At 70.5% G+C, this 19,664-nt stretch carries 18 protein-coding genes and 1 riboswitch; of the genes, 4 read left to right on the top strand and 14 right to left on the bottom strand.

The genetic code is table 11. From position 1 onward, the window contains the following. Positions 1 to 130 precede the first annotated feature (130 nt). On the bottom strand, positions 131 to 361 hold the full coding sequence (locus ACIRRU_RS14080) for a hypothetical protein (protein WP_403679686.1): 231 nt from the start codon (positions 359 to 361) through the stop codon (positions 131 to 133). Positions 362 to 604: 243 nt separating this feature from the next. On the opposite strand from ACIRRU_RS14080, the gene ACIRRU_RS14075 reads away from it, so the two are divergent. Continuing rightward, positions 605 to 1,426 (top strand): PhzF family phenazine biosynthesis protein, encoded by an 822-nt coding sequence (locus tag ACIRRU_RS14075; RefSeq protein WP_403679684.1) that lies wholly within the window; start codon positions 605 to 607, stop codon positions 1,424 to 1,426. 64 nt (positions 1,427 to 1,490) lie between these two features. Here ACIRRU_RS14075 and ACIRRU_RS14070 read toward each other — a convergent pair whose 3' ends face one another. Next, positions 1,491 to 2,318: a CPBP family intramembrane glutamic endopeptidase gene (locus tag ACIRRU_RS14070; RefSeq protein WP_403679681.1), complete on the bottom strand. Its 828-nt coding sequence runs from the start codon at positions 2,316 to 2,318 to the stop codon at positions 1,491 to 1,493. A gap of 293 nt (positions 2,319 to 2,611) precedes the next feature. Beyond that, positions 2,612 to 4,117, bottom strand: coding sequence for a glutamate--cysteine ligase (locus ACIRRU_RS14065; RefSeq protein ID WP_403679678.1), 1,506 nt, complete (start codon positions 4,115 to 4,117; stop codon positions 2,612 to 2,614). Between the two features lie 497 nt (positions 4,118 to 4,614). On the opposite strand from ACIRRU_RS14065, the gene ACIRRU_RS14060 reads away from it, so the two are divergent. Both ACIRRU_RS14060 and ACIRRU_RS14055 read left to right on the top strand, forming a co-directional pair. Beyond that, positions 4,615 to 5,199: a hypothetical protein gene (locus tag ACIRRU_RS14060; protein ID WP_403679675.1), complete on the top strand. Its 585-nt coding sequence runs from the start codon at positions 4,615 to 4,617 to the stop codon at positions 5,197 to 5,199. Positions 5,200 to 5,526: 327 nt separating this feature from the next. Further along, positions 5,527 to 5,733 (top strand): DUF5999 family protein, encoded by a 207-nt coding sequence (locus ACIRRU_RS14055; protein WP_403679673.1) that lies wholly within the window; start codon positions 5,527 to 5,529, stop codon positions 5,731 to 5,733. Positions 5,734 to 5,854: 121 nt separating this feature from the next. Here the strand turns inward: ACIRRU_RS14055 and gcvP are convergent, their stop codons facing one another. Then, positions 5,855 to 8,740, bottom strand: a complete 2,886-nt coding sequence (gene gcvP / locus ACIRRU_RS14050; RefSeq protein ID WP_403679670.1) for an aminomethyl-transferring glycine dehydrogenase — start codon at positions 8,738 to 8,740, stop codon at positions 5,855 to 5,857. Positions 8,741 to 8,932: 192 nt separating this feature from the next. Further along, positions 8,933 to 9,030, bottom strand: a riboswitch (glycine riboswitch). A 132-nt stretch (positions 9,031 to 9,162) separates the two neighbouring features. Here gcvP and ACIRRU_RS14045 point away from each other — a divergent pair. After that, positions 9,163 to 9,534, top strand: coding sequence for a PRC-barrel domain-containing protein (locus tag ACIRRU_RS14045; protein ID WP_363202112.1), 372 nt, complete (start codon positions 9,163 to 9,165; stop codon positions 9,532 to 9,534). On the opposite strand, the gene ACIRRU_RS14040 is transcribed toward ACIRRU_RS14045, so the two are convergent. The 10 genes from ACIRRU_RS14040 to ACIRRU_RS13995 all read right to left on the bottom strand — a co-directional run bounded on the left by ACIRRU_RS14040 (position 9,456) and on the right by ACIRRU_RS13995 (position 19,472). Next, positions 9,456 to 10,916: a DNA polymerase IV gene (locus ACIRRU_RS14040; RefSeq protein ID WP_403679668.1), complete on the bottom strand. Its 1,461-nt coding sequence runs from the start codon at positions 10,914 to 10,916 to the stop codon at positions 9,456 to 9,458. The genes ACIRRU_RS14045 and ACIRRU_RS14040 overlap by 79 nt on opposite strands. A gap of 104 nt (positions 10,917 to 11,020) precedes the next feature. Then, positions 11,021 to 11,632, bottom strand: coding sequence for a MerR family transcriptional regulator (locus ACIRRU_RS14035; RefSeq protein WP_363202110.1), 612 nt, complete (start codon positions 11,630 to 11,632; stop codon positions 11,021 to 11,023). A 171-nt stretch (positions 11,633 to 11,803) separates the two neighbouring features. Next, on the bottom strand, positions 11,804 to 12,277 hold the full coding sequence (locus ACIRRU_RS14030; RefSeq protein ID WP_006123076.1) for a bifunctional nuclease family protein: 474 nt from the start codon (positions 12,275 to 12,277) through the stop codon (positions 11,804 to 11,806). A gap of 53 nt (positions 12,278 to 12,330) precedes the next feature. Further along, positions 12,331 to 13,074, bottom strand: coding sequence for a MerR family transcriptional regulator (locus ACIRRU_RS14025; protein WP_403679665.1), 744 nt, complete (start codon positions 13,072 to 13,074; stop codon positions 12,331 to 12,333). Between the two features lie 44 nt (positions 13,075 to 13,118). Beyond that, positions 13,119 to 13,898: an FHA domain-containing protein gene (locus ACIRRU_RS14020; RefSeq protein WP_403679662.1), complete on the bottom strand. Its 780-nt coding sequence runs from the start codon at positions 13,896 to 13,898 to the stop codon at positions 13,119 to 13,121. Positions 13,899 to 14,088: 190 nt separating this feature from the next. Beyond that, the gene (locus tag ACIRRU_RS14015; RefSeq protein ID WP_403679659.1) at positions 14,089 to 14,907 is read right to left on the bottom strand and encodes a DUF881 domain-containing protein; all 819 of its coding nucleotides are present in this window, start codon (positions 14,905 to 14,907) and stop codon (positions 14,089 to 14,091) included. 5 nt (positions 14,908 to 14,912) lie between these two features. Next, a complete protein-coding gene (locus ACIRRU_RS14010) occupies positions 14,913 to 15,245 on the bottom strand; it encodes a small basic family protein (RefSeq protein WP_003970459.1) in 333 nt (110 codons plus the stop codon). Further along, positions 15,242 to 16,156 (bottom strand): DUF881 domain-containing protein, encoded by a 915-nt coding sequence (locus ACIRRU_RS14005; protein WP_403679656.1) that lies wholly within the window; start codon positions 16,154 to 16,156, stop codon positions 15,242 to 15,244. Before ACIRRU_RS14005 ends, ACIRRU_RS14010 begins: the two co-directional genes overlap by 4 nt. Before the next feature lie 99 nt (positions 16,157 to 16,255). Continuing rightward, positions 16,256 to 18,751 carry a mannose-1-phosphate guanyltransferase gene (locus tag ACIRRU_RS14000; RefSeq protein ID WP_363202105.1) on the bottom strand — a complete coding sequence of 832 codons (2,496 nt, stop codon included), beginning with the start codon at positions 18,749 to 18,751 and terminating at the stop codon, positions 16,256 to 16,258. A gap of 112 nt (positions 18,752 to 18,863) precedes the next feature. Next, positions 18,864 to 19,472 (bottom strand): CDP-alcohol phosphatidyltransferase family protein, encoded by a 609-nt coding sequence (locus ACIRRU_RS13995; RefSeq protein ID WP_403679654.1) that lies wholly within the window; start codon positions 19,470 to 19,472, stop codon positions 18,864 to 18,866. Positions 19,473 to 19,664 lie beyond the last annotated feature (192 nt).

The following is a 19,664-nucleotide window of genomic DNA, read 5'->3' as shown; positions in this document are numbered from 1 at the left end:
CGGCCTGCGTCAGCCTGACCATCGCCTCGCCGGTCGCCATTGCGACGAACCCGCGCCAGCCGGGCGAGGTCGTCAGGCAGCGGCCGAGATCGTCGCCCGGCGGCGTGCTCACGGTCGTCTGCAGGGAACTTCAAGCGGGTCGAAGAGCCCCAGCGGAAATCACTTCGGCCAGCGCTTCCTCGTCCTCCTCCGGTACCTCCGGTGACGGCTCGTTCTTCGGCTCCACAGGGGATGGTGCCGCTTCCGTCGGCGGTGCCGTGGCCTTGGTGCGGGCAACAACACGACGGGCGTCCTTGGCCTGCTTGGACTTGCGGCCCTTCTTCGGGGTCTGCCGGCCGGGACCGGCGTGGGCGCGGGTCATCAGTGCCGCGACTGCCTCGGCAGGTTCCCCCTCGGTGGCCTTGGCCGGTCGGCGGCTGACATGGTCCCAGGCCGGGTCACCGAAGGGGACCGGGGACCGGTTCCAGGAACCGACAGGAGGCCCGAAAGCTGTGAGAGACGAACGCCTTCCCGTGGTCGCGCCGCCGCCCGGCGCGGCGCGCCCAGGCCAGACACCGCCGATTGGCCTTGGTCCGTCGCCGTGCGGGCGCCCTACGGTCGGCCCATGAGGATTCGTATCGTCGACGCGTTCACCGACCGCCCCTTCTCCGGCAATCCGGCGGGCGTCCTGCTGCTGGAGACCGACAGCTTCCCGCAGGCGGCGCGCCTCCAGGAGGTCGCCGCCGAGGTCAACCTCTCCGAGACCGCCTTCGCCCACCCGCTGCCGCCGGGCGGCGCCGCCGACTGGGCGCTGCGCTGGTTCACCCCCGTCACCGAGGTCGACATGTGCGGCCACGCGACGCTCGCCACCGCCCATGTCCTGCACTCCACCGGGCGGGCGACCGGCACCGTACGCTTCACGGCGCGCTGCGGTCTCCTCACCGCCACCGCCCACCCGGACGGCTCCCTCACCCTCGACTTCCCCACCGCCCCGCTCCACGAGACACCCGCTCCGCACGGGCTCGCCGACGCGCTGGGGGCCGACGCCGTCTCGGTCCACGACACCGGACCGCACATCGGCGACCTGCTCGTCGAACTCCGCGACGAGGCCGCCGTCCGCGCGCTCGCCCCGGATCTCGCCGCCCTCGTCACCCACTCCCGCCGCGGCATCATCGCCACGGCCGCCGCCGAGGACCCGGCCGGCGGATACGACTACGTCTCACGCTGCTTCTTCCCGGGCGTCGGCATCGACGAGGACCCCGTCACCGGCAGCGCCCACACCGCGCTGGCCCCCTTCTGGTCGGCCCGCCTCGGCCGCGACGACCTCACCGGCCACCAGGCCTCCGCCCGTTCGGGTTCGGTCCGCACCTCTCTGCGCGGCGAGCGCACCCTGCTGACCGGCAGCGCGGTCACCGTCATCGACGGCGAACTGCTGACCTCCCTCTGACGAAACGGGAAGGGACGGCCCGCGCCCGGGACCGGGCCGCCCCTTCACCGCTCCGCGCGATGCCCTACGGCGTCGGCAGCCACCCCACCTTGCCCGCGAGCAGCGCGTATCCGACGAACGCCCCGACGTCCAGGAGCGTGTGCGCGACGACCAGCGGCCCCACCCGCCCCCAACGCCGGTACAGCAGCACGAAGACGACGCCCATCACCACGTTCCCGATGAACCCGCCGATGCCCTGGTAGAGGTGGTACGAGCCGCGCAGCAGGGAGCTGGCGACCAGCGACCGCATCGGCGACCAGCCCAACTGGTCGAGTCTGCGCAGCAGATACCCGACGACGATGACCTCCTCCACGATGGAGTTCTCCATCGCCGAGAGGATCAGTACGGGGAACTTCCACCAGACGTCGGGCAGCGACTCCGGGACGACGGTCAGGTTGAATCCGGCGGCGCGGGCGCCCAGGTAGAAGGCGAGCCCGGCGCTGCCGATCCCGGCCGCGATCAGAGTGCCGCGGCCGAGGTCGAACCAGGGCCTGGCCCGGTCGAAGCCGATGCTCCGCAGTCCCGCGTCCTCCCGGATCAGCAGATGCGCCACCAGGGCGACGGGCACCAGAGCCGTGGCGATACTGAACGTCTGCCAGGCCAGATCCAGCCAGGGACGTCCGGGGGCGTACGAACCGTTGAGCGTCGCCGCCTGGTCCTTCAGACCACCCGGTTTCGTCAGTGATCCGATGAAACTGATGAGGGCGGAGACGGCACTGGCGCCCAACGAGAGTGCCAGGACCAGCACCGTTTCGGACCGCAGGGTCCGTCGCGACACGGTCTCCTGAGGAAAAGATTCAGCCACGCGGCCCGCCTCCACCGATCCACCTGCCTTACGTCCGGCCCTCGCCATCGCTGACGGAGCGGCCCCATGTTCCTGTCTCATCTTCGAGTAAGGGCATCGTCGCCGTCGCGGTGGGGCCCGGCCGCCGACCGGGACGAGGCCACCGCGACCGGCCGACGCACCGGTATCGGCTTCGGGACCGACGGCTCTTAGGGCCTACGGCGGCCCGGTAGAGGTCCGCGCGATGGCTCTTCAGGCCGCCGTGGCAGCGGGCCGGAACGGTCGCTCCGGGCCAGGAGCGGCGGCGCTCCACGGAAGGCGCCGCACCACCTCCGAGGGCCCGCGCGACGCCCCGGCCGCCGTCAGGGCGCCGGGAACCCCACCGGCCAGGTGTGGACCGGCTCTCCGGCGTGCATCAGCTCGGCGTAGCGGCGGGTGGTGGCGGCGAGCGCCGCGTCCCGCCCGAGCCCGGCCTGCTGGGCCCGGTAGTACGTGGCGACCTGCCAGGAGGCTCCGTTGACGCGCCGTTTGCAGCGCTCCTCGATCACGCCGAGATAGCGGTCCCGGTCCGCGGGCTCGATGTGCCAGGCGTCCAGTCCGGCGGCGGCCAGCGGAAGCAGCTCCTCCAGCACCAGCCGGGTGGCGGGAATCCTGGTCAGCCCACCGGAGCGGCCCGAGCTCGGCCAGACCATCTCGGCCTCGATGCCATGCCGGCAGGCCTCGGTGAAGTTCTCCTCGGCGGCCTCGAACGGCAGCCTGCTCCAGACCGGCCGGGGCTCCTCGGCGAGCGCCCGGACGAGCCCGTAGTAGAACGCGGCATTGGCGATCACGTCGGTGACGGTCGGCCCGGCGGGCAGTACGCGGTTCTCCACCCGCAGATGCGGGACGCCGTCGGCGATCCCGTACACCGGGCGGTTCCAGCGGTAGACGGTGCCGTTGTGCAGGACCAGTTCGGCCAGCTCGGGGACCCCGCCCTCGTCGAGGACGGCCAGGGGGTCCTCCTCGTCGCAGATCGGCAGCAGCGGCGGGAAGTAGCGCAGGTTCTCCTCGAACAGCTCCTGGGGGGAGCTGATCCAGCGCTCCCCGAACCAGGTCCGCGGCCGCACCCCCTGGTTCGCCAGCTCCGGCGGGCGTACGTCGGTGGCCTGCTGGAACAGCGGGGGCCGGGACTCGCGCCACAGCTCCTTGCCGAACAGGAAGGGGGCGTTGGCGCCCAGCGCGATCTGGACGCCGGTGATCGCCTGGGCGGCGTTCCACACGTCGGCGAACCGGTCGGGCGTCACCTGGAGGTGCAGCTGGACGGAGGTGCAGGCCGATTCCGGGGCGATGGACGGCGAGGTGCAGACCAGCCGCTCGACGCCCTCGATGTCCAAGGCGAAATCCTCGCCCCGGGCGGCGGCCATTTGGTCGTTGAGGAGGGTGTAGCGGTCCACGTCGGAGAGGTTCGCGGAGACCACGTCGTCCTCTCCCAGGGTGGGCAGGATTCCGATCATCACGATCCCCGCGTCCACCTCGCCCGCCTTGCGGTGCGCATAGGCGAGACCGGTCCGCAACTCCTCCGAGAGCTGGTCGAATACCCGGCCGCCGAGGCGGTGCGGGACGACATTCACTTCGAGATTGAACATGCCCAGTTCGGTCTGGAAATCGCGGCTCGCGATGCGCTGGAGCACTTCCTGATTCATCATCCGGGGCATCCCGTCGGGCCCGGCGAGATTCAGCTCTATCTCCAGCCCCATCAGGTTGCGCGGACGGTCGAACCTCCGCTCCGCCAGGAGCCTGCCCAGCCCCTCCAGACACTGGTCGAGCTTGGCGCGGTACGCCCGTCGGTCCGACAGATCCAGCGCGCCCGCGGCGACCTTCTCCCCCATCGAGGGGTCCCTCCTCCAGTGGCGGCCCGCGGCCCAGGCCGCTCGCATCACGATCGATAATGCCCCGTCGGAGTGATCCGTAACGCCCCCACGGGCCTCCGATACCCGATAGTCTGGTGGACGGAGTCCCCGGGCACATTCGCTCGGCACGGAGCCAGGGGCATTTCCTCCCGGCAGGAACGGGCTGGAGACCGTGGTGGAAACACCGATGAGTTTCGGCCTACCGCGCCACCGGAACGACCCCAGGTCGGGCCCGGAAACGGTGGAGCACATCGCCGGAAAAACCGCGATTCGAAGTCCGGATGACGCCTTGTGCGAAATATCCCCGGCTGCTAGTGGAAACACTGTGTGAACACGCGTCATATAAACTCCGCTGGACGAGGCGGAGAGTTACCACGTGTCGCCCGTCAATCGGCCGCTTTCCGGCCCGATCGCCGACAGCGCTGTCTGCACCCGCCCACGCGTCACCGTGTCTCCGAAGTGAGAGGCGACCCACCATGCCGCTGCATGTCCCCTCGGCTCCCGCGCCCGCCCTGCGCAGCGTCCTCACGGCCCTCGGTTCTCCCACCGCCGTCCGTGAGGCCCGAACGTCCGCTCTCCGGTCCGTCCAGGGACCGCTGAGCCCTGAGCTGCCGCTTCCCGTCCATGTGCTGGACCGGATCACCCCCGCCCGGACGGCTCCCCTCACCAGGCTCGCCGCCTGGCGCTTCCTGATCCGGAGCGAGAGCCGTGCGGTCGCCGCGGCGGACACCGTACTCACCCCCGACGGCTGGGCGTTCTCGCACTTCTTCGAGGGGCCCTACCTCGCTTCGACCGAACTCGCCGTCCGGCAGGCGGAGGCGTCGGCCACCCCCTATCAGGCGCGGCTGCTGTCGATCCCGGAGCTGTACATGCTCACCCTCTGGCTGCACGGCGACACCGACGCCGACCCCGCCGTGGGCGTGCCCGCGCCTTCGGACGTCCTGGTGCCGCTGGCCCCGGCACCGCCGGGGATCGCCGCCCACAGACCGCACCGGGTCGCCGACCTGCTGCCCGTCATCTCGCTGCGGGTGGCACCCGGACCGCTCCTCAGCTCGGCCTGACCCCGCCCCCGGCCCACCCACGCCCCTGGGGCGCCCGGCTCCGTCCCGTACGTCCGTACGGCTGGGCCGCGCGCCGCGGGGGCGTTCCGCTGCCCACTCGGGCTAGCCCCATCCGGCCCCCCTTCATCACCCAAAGGGACGGTGCGGTCGCGGTGAACCGTCCGCGCGGGTGACGCGTCATCGGAGGAGTACGGGAGCCGCGGCGAAATCCCTGCGGAATCACCGCCGTAGGGCAACACTGGGACCGGACCGACTGAAACGGGGGCGGCCATGAACACCTCATCCAGCCGCAGGACATTCGACTCGACGCAGCGAAAGAACCCATCCATGTGCCAGCACAAGCCACCCTGCCCCACCGCCGCCTCGCCCGACCGGGAAGCGGCCCGTCTGACGGCCCACCACCCCGAGCAGGGGTGGAGCCTTCTGTGCAACGGCGTCCTGCTCTTCGAGGACACCGGCGAGCTGCTGCCGGACGGGCAGGTCATCGCCCCGCACCGGTCGTTGGCGGCGGGCCAGGTGGTGAGGGCGGCCTGAGGCCGCCCCAAGGACTTCAGGCTGTACGGACAGGGGCCGGCCCGGAGAGGTCTCCGCACCGGCCCCGACGCATGTCCGGGCGTACGCCGCTTGCGGCTCACGCCCCCGCGGACAGGGTGTTTCAGTTGTCGTACTCGTCCAGCGGCGGGCAGGAGCAGACCAGGTTCCGGTCGCCGAAGGCCCCGTCGATGCGGCGCACCGGCGGCCAGTACTTGTCGGCCGCGGACACACCGGCCGGGAAGACGGCCTCCGCACGGCTGTAGCCGTGCTCCCAGTCCCCGCCGAGCGCGGCCGCGGTGTGCGGGGCGTTGGCCAGCGGGTTGTCGTCCTTGGGCCACTCGCCCGTGGCGACCTTCTCGATCTCGGCGCGGATAGCGATCATGGTGTCGCAGAACCGGTCGAGCTCCGCCAGGTCCTCGCTCTCGGTCGGCTCGATCATCAGCGTGCCGGCGACCGGGAACGACATGGTCGGCGAGTGGAATCCGTAGTCGATCAGGCGCTTGGCCACGTCGTCGATGGAGACGCCGGTCGCCTTGGAGATGGGCCGCAGGTCGACGATGCACTCGTGCGCGACCAGCCCGGCCGGACCGTTGTACAGGATCGGGAAGTGCGGCTCCAGGCGCTTGGCGATGTAGTTGGCGGCCAGCACGGCGACCTGCGTGGCCCGCTTGAGGCCCTCCCCGCCCATGAGACGGACGTACGCCCACGAGATCGGCAGAATGCCCGCGGAGCCCCATGGGGCGGCCGAGATCGGGCCCACACCGGTCTCCGGGCCCGCGGCGGGCTGGAGCGGGTGGTTGGGGAGGTACGGGGCGAGGTGCGCGCGGACGCCGACCGGGCCGACGCCGGGACCGCCGCCGCCGTGCGGGATGCAGAAAGTCTTGTGCAGGTTGAGGTGGGAGACGTCGCCGCCGAACTTGCCGGGCTTGGCGAGCCCGACCAGTGCGTTGAGGTTGGCGCCGTCGACGTAGACCTGACCGCCCGCGTCGTGCACCTCGCCGCAGATGTCGGCGACGTGCTCCTCGAACACCCCGTGCGTGGACGGGTAGGTGATCATGAGGACGGCCAGCTCGTCCCGGTGCTGCTCGATCTTGGCCCGCAGGTCCGCGACGTCGACCTCGCCGTCGTCGGCGGTCTTCACCACGACGACCCTCATGCCGGCCATGACGGCGCTGGCGGCGTTGGTGCCGTGCGCGGAGGACGGGATGAGGCAGACGGTGCGCTGGTCGTCCCCGTTGGCCCGGTGGTACGCCCGCACGGCGAGGAGACCGGCGAACTCGCCCTGGGAGCCCGCGTTGGGCTGGAGGGAGACCGCGTCGTAGCCGGTGACCTCCGCCAGGCGCTCCTCCAGCTCACGGATGAGGGTGAGGAAGCCGTGCGCCTGATCGGCCGGGGCGAAGGGGTGCAGCGCGCCGAACTCGGGCCAGGTGACGGACTCCATCTCGGCGGTGGCGTTCAGCTTCATCGTGCAGGAGCCGAGCGGGATCATGCCGCGGTCCAGCGCGTAGTCCCGGTCGGCCAGCTTGCGCAGGTAGCGCAGCATCGCGGTCTCGGAGCGGTGCTGGTGGAAGACCGGGTGGGTGAGGATGTCGTCGTTACGCAGCAGGTTCCCGGGCAGTGCGTCGGCGACCGTACCGTCCAGGGCCTCGATGTCGCCCTCGGCACCGAAGGCGGCCCAGACAGCGGCGACCTGGGACCGGGTGGTGGTCTCGTCGCAGGCGACGGAGACGTGGTCGGCGTCGACGAGGCGCAGGTTGACCCCGCGCTCCCGGGCGTCCGCGACGATTCCCGCGGCCTTGCCGACGGCCCGCACGGTGATCGTGTCGAAGAACGCGCCGTGCACGACCTCGGCCCCGGCGGTACGCAGCCCCTCGGCGAGGATCGCGGCGTAGCGGTGGGTGCGCCGGGCGATCGTCCGCAGGCCGTCGGGCCCGTGGTACACGGCGTACATGCCGGCCATCACGGCGAGGAGCACCTGCGCGGTGCAGATGTTGCTGGTGGCCTTCTCGCGGCGGATGTGCTGCTCGCGGGTCTGGAGGGCCAGGCGGTAGGCCTTGTCGCCGTCGGCGTCGACGGAGACCCCGACGAGGCGGCCGGGCAGCGAGCGGGCGAACTTCTCGCGGACCGCCATGAACCCGGCGTGCGGGCCGCCGAAGCCCATCGGCACGCCGAAGCGCTGGGTGGTGCCCACCGCGATGTCGGCGCCGAGCGCTCCGGGCGAGGTGAGCAGCGTCAGGGCCAGCAGGTCGGCGGCGACGGTGACGATCGCGCCCAGCTCGTGGGCCTGCTCGATCACCGGCTCGATGGCCCGCACCGCGCCGGAGGCGCCCGGGTACTGGAGCAGCACGCCGAAGACGCCGCGCTCGGCGATCCGCGCGGGAATGCCCTCGCTCAGGTCGGCGACGACGACCTCGACGCCGGTGGGCTCGGCGCGGGTCTCGATGACCGCGACGGTCTGCGGCAGGGTGTCGGCGTCGACCAGGAAGACGCCGTTCTTGACCTTGCCGACCCGCCGGGCGAGCGCCATCGCCTCGGCGGCCGCGGTGCCCTCGTCCAGCAGGGAGGCGCCGGAGGTGGGCAGCCCGGTCAGCTCGGCGACCATCGTCTGGAAGTTCAGCAGGGCCTCCAGGCGGCCCTGGGAGATCTCCGGCTGGTACGGCGTGTAGGCCGTGTACCACGCGGGGTTCTCCATGACGTTGCGCAGGATCACCGGCGGCGTGAAGGTGCCGTAGTAGCCGAGGCCGATCATCGGGGCCAGCACCTGGTTGCGGTCGGCCAGCGACCTCAGCTCCGCCAGGACCTCCGCCTCGGTGCGCGCCGAGGGCAGGTTCAGAGCCTCCGCGCTCTTGATCACGTCGGGCACCGCGGCGGCGGTCAGTTCGTCGAGGGAGCCGTAGCCGACCTGGGCGAGCATCTTCGCCTGCGCCCCGGCATCGGGCCCTATGTGGCGCTGCTCGAACGGAATGCCCTGCTCCAGCTGGGAGAGCGGAGTGCGACGGGGTGTCATGGTGGAGGCCTCCTGGTCCGACACGACCTGCGAGGGGCACCGCGGCGCGGGTGCCCGGACGGCCTCCCCCTCTGTCATCTCAACCTGAGAGCTTCACCGGCGCACCCGGGGGCGTGCAGGCTTTCACCGTCGGTGAGGGTCGAACCCGTCCGGTCTGCGCCCGCACGGAACCGCCCTGCTTTCCAGAGTGACCTCGTCCGTGCGGTACGGGGGCCTGAGAGATTCCGGGGAGGAGTTGCTCCTTCGGCGCCTCCGGATTCCGCACCGAAGGACTCTCCCGCACGGGGTCAGCAGCCAGTGCCAGCCTACCAGCGGCCTCCGCGCCGGGGCTTTCGAGTGGCCGATGCCACGAATCTGCACTTGTGTGGTGCTGGTGGGCCGCAGGGGCCGCCCTGAGCAGTCCGGGACCAGTGGGAGGCACCGTGCAGACGGATATCGATCCGCGCCGCCTGATCGGCCGCAAGGCCTTCGATCGCAAGGGCGCCAAGATCGGAACGGTGGATGAGGTCTATCTCGACGACGCGACGGGGGTTCCCGAGTGGGCGGCCGTACGCACCGGCCTGTTCAGCCGGGACGCCTTCGTCCCCCTGGAGCCCAGCGAGTTCACCGAGGACGCGCTGCACGTCCCCTTCGACCGGGGCCTGATCAAGAACGCGCCGGACTTCGGTGTGGGCAGGCATCTCTCGCCCGAGCAGGAACTGCAGCTGTACCGGCACTACGGGCTGGACGCCTCGCTCCCGGCGGAGCCCCCCGGCGACCGGGACTTCGGCAGGCTGGCGGGCCAGGAGGAGTAGTCCGGCGGCTCCCGGACGAGCGGCAGCGGGTCGGCGGGCCGCAGCCGCGGATCGTCGACGCGGAAGGTCAGCACCCGGCCGGGCGCGCTCCACGGCTCCTCGAACCGGACGGTGACCCGGCCGATGCCGCTGCCCTGCACCCAGCCGTGCCCGTGCTCCTCGTGGTGCACGTCGTGTCCGGCGGGCCAGCGCCGGGCGGCCCGCGCCTCGGCGCTTTCGATCTCGGGCTCCGCCGGGGCGCTCTCCTCTCCGTTGCCCGTCACGGCCGGCTCCCGCGCCTCCTCGGAGCGCCGTTCCAGCTCGCGGGCGTCGGCGGCCTGCGCGAACAGGTCCTCCTGGGTGAAGTCGGCCAGCCCTGTCACCCCGACCCCCAGCAGCCGTACGCCCCCGGTCGTGTCGACGGACTCCAGCAGCCGTCCCGCGGCCTCGCGCACCACCGTCGGATCGTCCGTCGGACCGCGGAGCGTCTCGGAGCGGGTCAGCGTGGAGAAGTCGTACCGGCGCACCTTCAGCACCACCGTGCGCCCCGACCGGTCGGCCCCGCGCAGCCGCTCCACGCACCGCACGGCCAGCCGCTCCACCTCGGCGCGCACCCGCACCCGGTCGTGCAGGTCGACATCGAAGGTGTCCTCCACGGATACGGACTTGGCGTCCCGCTCGGCGACCACCGGCCGGTCGTCCAGCCCCAGGGCCATCCGGTAGAGCCCGTGGCCGTGGGCCTTGCCGACCAGCCGTACGAGCTCGGCCTCGCCCGCCTCGGCCAGGTCGTGGACGGTGGTCATCCCCGCGCGTCGCAGGTGGTCGCCGGTGGCCGGGCCGACGCCCGGCAGGATACGGACGGACAGGGGGGCGAGCAGTTCGCGCTCGGTGCCCGGCTCGATGAGCACCAGCCCGTCGGGCTTGGCCTGCTCGGAGGCGATCTTGGCGAGCATCTTGGACCCGGCCAGACCGACGGACCCGCTGAGTCCGGTGACGGCCCGGATGGCCTCCCGCAGCCGCTGCCCCGTCGCCCGCGCCGAGGCCGGGTCGTCCGCCGCCCCGCCCGCCTCCAGGTCGACGAAGGCCTCGTCCAGGCTCAGCGGCTCGACCAGCGGCGACAGCTGCCCCAGGAGGCCCATCACCTGGTCGCTGACCGCGCGGTACAGCGAGAAGCGGGGCACCAGGTAGGCGGCGTTCGGCGCGAGCCGCCGGGCCTGAGCGGTGGGCATCGCCGAGTGGACCCCGAAGCGCCGGGCCTCGTAGGAGGCGGTGGCCACCACTCCCCGGGGGCCGAGGCCGCCCACCACGACCGCCTTGCCGCGCAGGCTCGGCTTGGATGCCTGCTCCGCCGAGGCGTAGAAGGCATCCATGTCCAGGTGGAGGATGGTCGGCGCGGGTCTCACACCGTCGATGCTGCCCTACCGCACTGACAACGGGACGGTGCGGCGCCCCGCGGGGTGCCGCACCGTCCCGTGTCCCGCGTTCGCTCCGGCGGGCCGGAGCCCGCTCATCCGGCGCGGTTACGCCGTCTGGCCAGCTCGTCCGCCGGGTTGTGGCCGATGAGCGTCTCACCGGTGTCGACCCGCTCCCCGTGCAACTGGGAGAGGGCCGCGTCCACGTCCCGCCAGACGACACCCACGGCGATCCCGAAGACGCCCTGTCCGCCCTGGAGCAGACTGACGACCTCGTCGGGCGAGGAGCACTCGTAGACCGTGGCCCCGTCGCTCATCAGCGTCATGCGCTCCAGATCCTGGAAACCGCCGTCCCGCAGGTGCTGGACCGTGGTGCGGATGTTCTGGAGAGCGACCCCGGTGTCCAGGAACCGCTTGACGATCTTGAGGAGGACCACGTCCCGAAAGCTGTAGAGCCGCTGGGTCCCCGACCCGTAGGCCGGGCGCACACTGGGCTCGACCAGTCCCGTCCGCGCCCAGTAGTCCAATTGGCGGTAGGTGATGCCCGCCGCCGCGCATGCCGTCGGTCCGCGATAACCGATATCGCTCGCCGCTGCCACGCCGTTCGCCACGGCGGCCGGCTGCACCGGCTGCCTGATGGCGTGGTCGGCCCCACCGTGGTGCGAGTACGGCCCACCCGACGCCGTACCGTCGCCGCTGCTTCTCACGCCGACCTCCGTCCTTGACCTGCCCACTCGAAGGTAGGCAGTCACCCGGGGTGCGTCAACGATCGCCACACTCGGCACGCCGAGTGATAATCACCCGGAGGGTGGTTTGCCGTGTCCTGTTTCGGGGAAAGGCTTGCCGGATGCGCTGACGGCACCTCCGGAGAGGGACGGTCACTGGCTGTTCGTGCCGAAGTCCTCCGGAGAGATCTGGTCGAGGAATTCGCGGAACTTCTCCACCTCGTCCTCCTGCTCGTCGGGGATCGCGATGCCCGCGTCGTCCAGCACACCGTCACTGCCGTAGATCGGCGTGCCGGTCCGCAGGGCGAGCGCTATGGCATCGGAGGGCCGGGCGCTCACCTCGACCCCGCTCGCGAAGACGAGCTCCGCGTAGAAGACCCCTTCGCGGAGGTCCGTGATGCGCACCTCGGTGAGCTCCTGGCCCACCGCCTCCAGCACGTCCTTGAACAGGTCGTGGGTCAGCGGCCGGGCCGGGGCCATGCCCTGCTGGGCGAAGGCGATCGCGGTCGCCTCACCGGGACCGATCCAAATAGGGAGGTACCGGTCGCCTCCCACCTCACGCAGGAGAACGATCGGTTGGTTGGAGGGCATTTCCACCCGGACACCGACAACGTCGAGCTCGTTCACACAGCAACCCTAGGACGTGCTCGGCATGTTTGGGTAGTCGGGATCCGCCGAGGTCAGTGCGGACGGCCCCGCAGAGCGCTCTGGACGAGTGCCGCGTGCAGCCGTACGGACAGCTCCGCCAGCTCGTTCGCCGTGGCCTGCGCATGGGCCCTGGTCTGCGGATTGCGGTGCCTGCGCAGCGGCGCCACCACCTGCTCCACCAGCCCCGCCTCCCGGTCGGCCGAGGCACGCATGGCCCGAAGATGACGCGGTTCGAGTCCGAATCGCCCCAGGTCCGCGACCAGCCTGGCCACGGTGACCATCTCGGTGTCGTAGCCGCCGCCGGGAGCCGGGACGATGAGTCCGTAGGACTCCCACTCCTCCAGCCGCTCCTCGTCGATCTCAGCCGCCGCGAGCAGCTCCGCCCGCCCGATCCGCGCGGCGGTGGGTCCTGCCGGACCCGGCTCCCAGACGCCGTCGGCCAGATCCCGCTGAGGGCCGGGAGCGGGCAGGACGGGCCGCTCACCCCGTTCCAGGGCGTCCAGGTGTTCCCGGATGACCTTGAGCGGCAGATAGTGGTCCCGCTGCATACGGAGCACCTGAGCCAGGCGCTCCACATCGCGCGGGGCGAATTTCCGGTATCCGGAAGGAGTGCGCTGCGGCTCGATGAGCCCCTCGGCCTCCAGGAACCGGATCTTGGAGATGGTCACTTCGGGAAACTCGTCGCGCAGCTCGACGAGCACCGTACCGATGCTCATCGAGCGCTCTTCCGCGGCGGCGGTGTCGTGACCGGCACCGCCTGTCGGTGTTCGCAGCATGGGCCTTCCTGGGGATCCCCCCGGACGGCCTGTCCGGGGACGGGTCACACGCCCCGCGGGCTCGCATAGAAGACCAGGCGGTACTTCCCGATCTGGACTTCGTCGCCGTTGGACAGCTGGACCGAATCGATGCGCTCACGGTTGACGTAGGTGCCGTTGAGGCTGCCGACATCGCCCACGGTGAAGCTACCGTCCGGACCCCTGTGGAACTCCACATGACGCCGCGACACGGTCACGTCATCGAGGAAGATGTCGCTCTGCGGGTGACGGCCCGCCGTCGTCAGGTCGCTGTCGAGCAGGAAACGGCTGCCGGAGTTCGGCCCGCGCCGCACGACGAGCAGCGCCGAACCGCCGGGCAGCGCGTCCACGGCCGCCTGGGCCTCCGGGGAGAGCGAGGGCAGCGCGGTCTGGCCCGTCGCCTCCGCCTCGTACGCCTCCAGACCCGAGATGGAGATCGTCGACGTCGTCTCCGAAGGACGCTCGGGAGCGCCGCCCCGCAGCGGCGTACCGCAGTTGGAGCAGAACCGGCTGGCCTCCGCGTTACGGTGGCCGCACCTCGGACAGACCGGCATCGAGGAACCCTCCGGGGTGAAGCCTCCACCCGTACTGGCGGCTGATGGTGCGCCGAAACCTATGGTCCCGGCACCGGCGGGGTCAACAGACGGCGCGCCGGTCCCCCCGGGGGCTCCGGACACCTCGTCGCGGAAGAGCGGGCGCTCCGTCTCCTGCTCCTCGGACTGGCCGTGGCGCGGAGCGCGGTGGCGGGCAGCACTGTTGCTGTCCTGGCGTGCGCTCTTCCCGAACAACTTCGCAAACAACTTCACGGGCGATTCCCCTTGACCGACATAGACCCGCCCGTGGGGCAGGACGAACCCTGAATGAACACACCTGCCGACCCGGACATCTTCACAACGTCCGTATCCACCCGACAGTTTCCATCACGCACCGCCAATCCGGTGCGGCGACCCCCCGCAAGCTCCCGACCCGGTCCACCGGCTTTCGCCCCCTCCGGACTCACGGGGATGACGACCGAGCGTAGTCAGGCCGCTGCGCCGGTCGCAAGGCGTCGACGGAGATGTCGTCGGACCGCTCCACGACCACCGTGGCCTGCTCCTTCTCCAGCGTCTGGACCACACCGCCGGGAATGTTCAGGGCGGGCTCCAGATCCTGCGGCTTCCCGATCACCGTGAACTCGTACGGCGCGTCGATCCTCTTCCCGTCCGCCTGGACGTTCCCGCCCTCCCCCGAGAAGTAGGTGTTGGCCACCACCCGGACGCCGTTGACCTGGATGGCCTCGGCGCCCGCCGCCCGCAGCTCCTGCAAGGCGTCGAGCAGCATGTCGGGGGCGACGGCCCGCGCCGGGTCGGTGATCGTCAGCGTGATCCCGGGGCCGTGAGCGGCCACGGTGCCCGCGAGGATGCCGAGCTGGCGCTCCTTCTCCAGCGTCTGTTTCCGGGCCTCCTCGGCCTGGTCCGAGCTGTTCTCCAGCTCCGTCCGCTGGTCGTCCAGGCGCTGCTTCTCGTCCTCCAGGCGCTGGGTCCGGTCGTCGACCTCGTCGAGGATGCGGACCAGGTCCTCCTGCCGGGCGCCGCGCAGCGCGCTGTCGTCGCTGGTGGACCGGACCTGGATGGCGAGCCCCAGACCGAGCCCGAACAGCAGCACGGCGACGATGAGTTGGGCCCGGCTGAGCCGGGGCGGCCACAGCCCCGCCAGCAGCCTCTGCCGACCGGACACCTCCTCGGCCGCGGGCGGCGGAACGGGAGCCTGGGGCACCGGGGGGACGGACGCGCCGTCCTGGGCGCGATGGCCGCGGGGCTTGTCGTCGTTGTTCATCGGCCTCAGGCCCGGAAGACGTGCCGGCGGATCGCCGCGGCGTTGGAGAAGATCCGGATGCCGAGCACGACCACGACACCGGTGGAGAGCTGGGCGCCGACTCCCAGTTTGTCGCCGAGGAAGACGATCAGAGCGGCCACCACGACGTTCGAGAGGAAGGAGACCACGAAGACCTTGTCGACGAAGATGCCGTCGAGCATGGCCCGCAGACCGCCGAAGACGGCGTCGAGCGCGGCGACCACCGCGATCGGCAGGTAGGGCTCGACCACCGCCGGCACCTCGGGCCGGACCAACAGTCCGACCACGACTCCCACGACGAGGCCCAGTACGGCGATCACGATGTGCCCTTCCCTGTGTCTGCCGCACTCCTGCCGGCGGCCTTCGGCTCTGCTGTACGGACGATCAGGCTGGCCGCGGCCGGAAGCCGCACCTTCGCCTGTTCGGACATGCTGGTGCGGATGTCGAAGCTCTCCTTCAGCGCGTTCAGATATTGACCGTCGGAGCTGTCCCGGAACGCGGTCGCGAGCTTCTTCCCGTCCCCCACCGCGAGAACCGTGTACGGCGGTACGAGCGGCCTGTTGTCGACCAGTATGGCGTCGCCCGCGGCCCGGATGGCCGACAGCGCGGTCAGCCTTTGCCCATTGATGGCGATGGCCTCGGCGCCCGACTCCCACAGCCCGTTGACCACCCGCTGCATGTCCCGGTCGCGCACCCGCCCGGTGTCGGAGAAACTGCTGGACTCCCGTGGTCCCCCGCCGCCCTCGTCGGTGTTCTTCGCGTCGTCCACGACCAGCTTCACACCGGAGCCCTCGACCGGGGTCGCCCCGGACAGCAGGGCCACGAGCTGCCCCTGGGCCCCGCCGTGCCGCTCCAACGCCTTGCGCTGACGCTCGCTCACATCGGTACGGAGCTTGTCGACGTCCGCCTCCAGCGTGTCCGCCGCCTCGGTCTCCGCGTCGATGCGGTCGATCAGCTCCTCGCGTTCCTTCGCGACGACCGGGGCCGAGACCCGGGCCTCGGCCGCGCCGAGCGTGACCACGAGCGCGGCCACCACCAGGCCCGCCGCCAGCCAGAGCTTCGACCTGAGCGTCCGGGGCAGCCCCTCGCTCCCGTCCGCCCTGCGACGTGCCGCGGCCTCCGCGTATCCGTCGTCGAGGCTGTGGTCCATCACGTTGTTGAGCAGCGACATGGAGGCGTCGGGGCGTGCGGACGACGGGGCGGTGCTCCGATCGGGGGACGGCTGCGACATGCCGCACATCGTCGCACGTCACCACGGCTGCCGCCGAATGGCCCCACCGGTGTGCCGGAACGCCGTGGCAGGGCGTTCCGGCACACCGCTCCCCTGTGTCTAGTCGCCCGCGCTGTCCACGACCGCGGACCACTCGTCGAGCAGCGCCTGCGCGGAGGCGTCGTCGGGGCCCTCCGCCCACAGATGGGTGACGGCTTCCGCCCGGTCCGGGAGGACCATGATCCACCGCCCGTCCGCCTCCACCACACGCACCCCGTCCGTGGTGTCCACGCTGCGGTCTCCGGCCGCTTCGACGACCCGGCGCATGACGAGCCCCTTGACGGCCCAGGGCGTCGCCAGATCGCGGCGCAGCACGTGGGCCCGGGGGATGCGGGCGTCGATCTGGCTCAGGGTGAGCTGGGTACGCGCGACCAGCCCGATGAGCCGGACGAAGGCCGCGGTCCCGTCGAAGACGCTGCTGAATTCGGGAACGATGAACCCGCCTCGCCCGTCCCCGCCGAAGATGGTCGACTCTTCACGGCCGACCCGGGTCAGATCGTCGGGCGAGGTGGTCGTCCATTCCACCTGCGTGCCGTGGTAGGCCGCGACCTGCTCGGCGACGCGTGTGGTCGTGACGGGCAGGGCGACCCGGCCGCTGCGCCGCTCGGCGGCGACGAGGTCGAGGAGGACCAGCAGCGCCCGGTCGTCCTCGATGATCCGCCCCAGCTCGTCCACGAGGGACAGCCGCTCCCCCACCGGGTCGAACCGCACGCCGAAGGCCGCCCGGGCCGAGGAGACGATCTCCCCGAGCCGTACCAGCCCCTCCCTCCGGGTGTCGGCGCTCTCGGTGGGGCGTGCCTCGTCGAGCCCGGGGTTGATGGTCAGCGCGTCCACCCCGAGCCGCCCGAGGAGGCTGGGCAGAACAAGACCGGCGCTGCCGTTCGAGGCGTCGACTACGACCTTGAGCCCGGAGTCGGCGATACCGGTGATGTCGACGTTGCGCAGCAGGGAACCGGTGTACGAGTCGAAGACGCTGGACGGGAAGTGCAGATCCCCGATCTCCCCCGGGAACGCCCTGCGGTACTCCTGCCGTGCGTAGACCCGGTCGAGCTTGCGCTGCTGCGCCTGGGAGAGGTCGGCGCCCCGCTCGTCGATGAACATGATGTCGACGGAGTCGGGCACACCGGGCGACGTACGGATCATGATGCCGCCCGCGCTGCCGCGCGCCGTCTGCTGACGAGCCACGGGCAGGGGCACGTTCTCCAGGTCGCGCACGTCGATGGCGCTGGCCTGGAGGGCCGAGATGACCGCTCGCTTGAGCGCACGCGCACCACGGGAGTGGTCACGGGCGGTCGTGACCGTCGACCCCTTCTTGAGGGTCGTCGCATAAGCGCCCGCCAGCCGCACCGCCAGCTCCGGTGTGATCTCGACGTTCAGAATGCCGGACACCCCGCGGGCACCGAAGAGATGCGCCTGTCCGCGGGACTCCCAGATGACCGAGGTGTTGACGAACGCACCGGCCTCGATGGTCTTGAACGGATAGACCCGTACGTTGCCCTGGATGATCGACTCTTCACCGACCAGGCATTCGTCACCGATGACCGCGCCGTCCTCGATCCGGGCCGCCCGCATGATGTCGGTGTTCTTCCCGACCACGCAGCCGCGGAGATTGCTGTGCTGGCCGATGTAGACGTTGTCGTGCACGACGGCCTTGTGGAGGAAGGCCCCGGTCTTGACGACGACGTTCGATCCGACCACCGTGTGTTCCCGAATCTCGACGTCCGCCTCGACCTTGGCGTAGTCGCCGATGTACAGCGGTCCGCGCAGTACGGCGTCGGGGTGCACTTCCGCACCTTCGGCCACCCATACCCCGGGTGAGATCTCGAAGCCGTCGAGCTCGACGTCGACCTTGCGCTCCAGGACGTCGGCCTGCGCCTTCACATAGCTTTCGTGCGTCCCGACGTCCTCCCAGTAGCCCTCGGCGATGTAACCGTAGATGGGCTTGCCTTCCTTCATCAGCTGCGGGAAGACGTCACCGGACCAGTCGACGGAGGTGTCGGCCTCGACGTAGTCGAAGACTTCGGGCTCCATGACGTAAATGCCGGTGTTCACGGTGTCCGAGAAGACCTGCCCCCAGGTCGGCTTCTCCAGGAACCGCTCGACCTGCCCTTCCTCGTCCACAATGGTGATGCCGAATTCCAGCGGATTGGGAACCCTGGTCAGACAGACCGTGACGAGTCCGCCTTTTTCCTTGTGGAAAGCGATGAGGTCGGTGAGGTCGAAGTCGGTGAGAGCGTCACCGGAAATGACCAGGAAGGTGTCGTCCTTCAACGCCTCTTCGGCGTTCTTGACACTGCCCGCGGTGCCGAGTGGCTTCTCCTCGTTGGCATAGGTGAGCTCCATGCCGAGTTCTTCGCCGTCCCCGAAGTAGTTCTTGACCAGGGAGGCGAGGAACTGGACGGTCACCACTGTTTCGCTGAGCCCATGCCGCTTGAGCAGCCGCAATACATGCTCCATGATCGGCCGGTTGGCCACGGGCAGAAGCGGCTTGGGCATGCTTGAGGTCATGGGACGAAGACGTGTGCCTTCGCCACCAGCCATCACGACGGCCTTCATGTCGGAAACGTCCTCCTAGACGAGACGACGATCAGCCGAGTTCGCCCGTCGGGGCATCATCCAAGACATCTGCCGCGGACCGGCCACACTGCACGGCACCGCGTCAACGAGCTCAATCGGCTACTGCATCCGCCTTGACGAGCTGGCGGACCTGGATCACATACAGGATTCCTGCCCACCAATACAGGGTTGTACCCCATCCCGCGAACGCCCATCCGAAAACGGCGGCTACTGTGGCCAGCCAACCACTCCCGTCGCTGAGCAGCAACAAGGGGAAGGCGTACATCAGGTTGAAAGTTGCAGCTTTGCCGAGGAAGTTGACCTGGGGCGGCGGATAGCCGTGGCGGCGCAGGATGGCCACCATCACGAGAAGCATCAGCTCCCGGGCGAGAAGGGCCGCGGTGAGCCAGAGCGGCAGGATCTCCCGCCAGGTGAGCCCGACGAGGGTGGAGAGGATGTAGAGCCGATCGGCCGCCGGGTCCAGGAGCCGGCCGAGATTGCTGATCTGGTTCCACCGCCGGGCGAGCTTCCCGTCGAGGTAGTCGCTGATACCGCTGAGCATCAGCACCAGCAGTGCCCAGCCATCACTGTTGGGCCCGCCGAACACGGGGCGGAGAATGAGCCACAGGAAGAGCGGCACCCCGACCAGGCGAGCCATGCTGAGGATGTTGGGGATGGTGAGGACCCGGTCCGTCTGAACCCGAGTCTCCTGGACCTCCACCCGGGGGCCTCCTGTGAAGAACGTGCCGATTGATGCCCCCTGACCCTACCCGCAGCCTCCGGTGATGGACGCACAGGGGGGCGACACTTTTGCGCCCGAACGCAGGAAAGCCCCGTACCATACGGTACGGGGCTCCCCCACAATAATCGTTCGGCGGCGTCCTACTCTCCCACAGGGTCCCCCCTGCAGTAC

It is taken from the genome of Streptomyces sp. NPDC101181 (genome assembly GCF_044767975.1).
Taxonomy (GTDB): Bacteria; Actinomycetota; Actinomycetes; order Streptomycetales; family Streptomycetaceae; genus Streptomyces.
The sequence above is the reverse complement of the archived record's forward strand: the minus strand, read 5'-3'. Positions and strand labels throughout refer to the sequence as shown.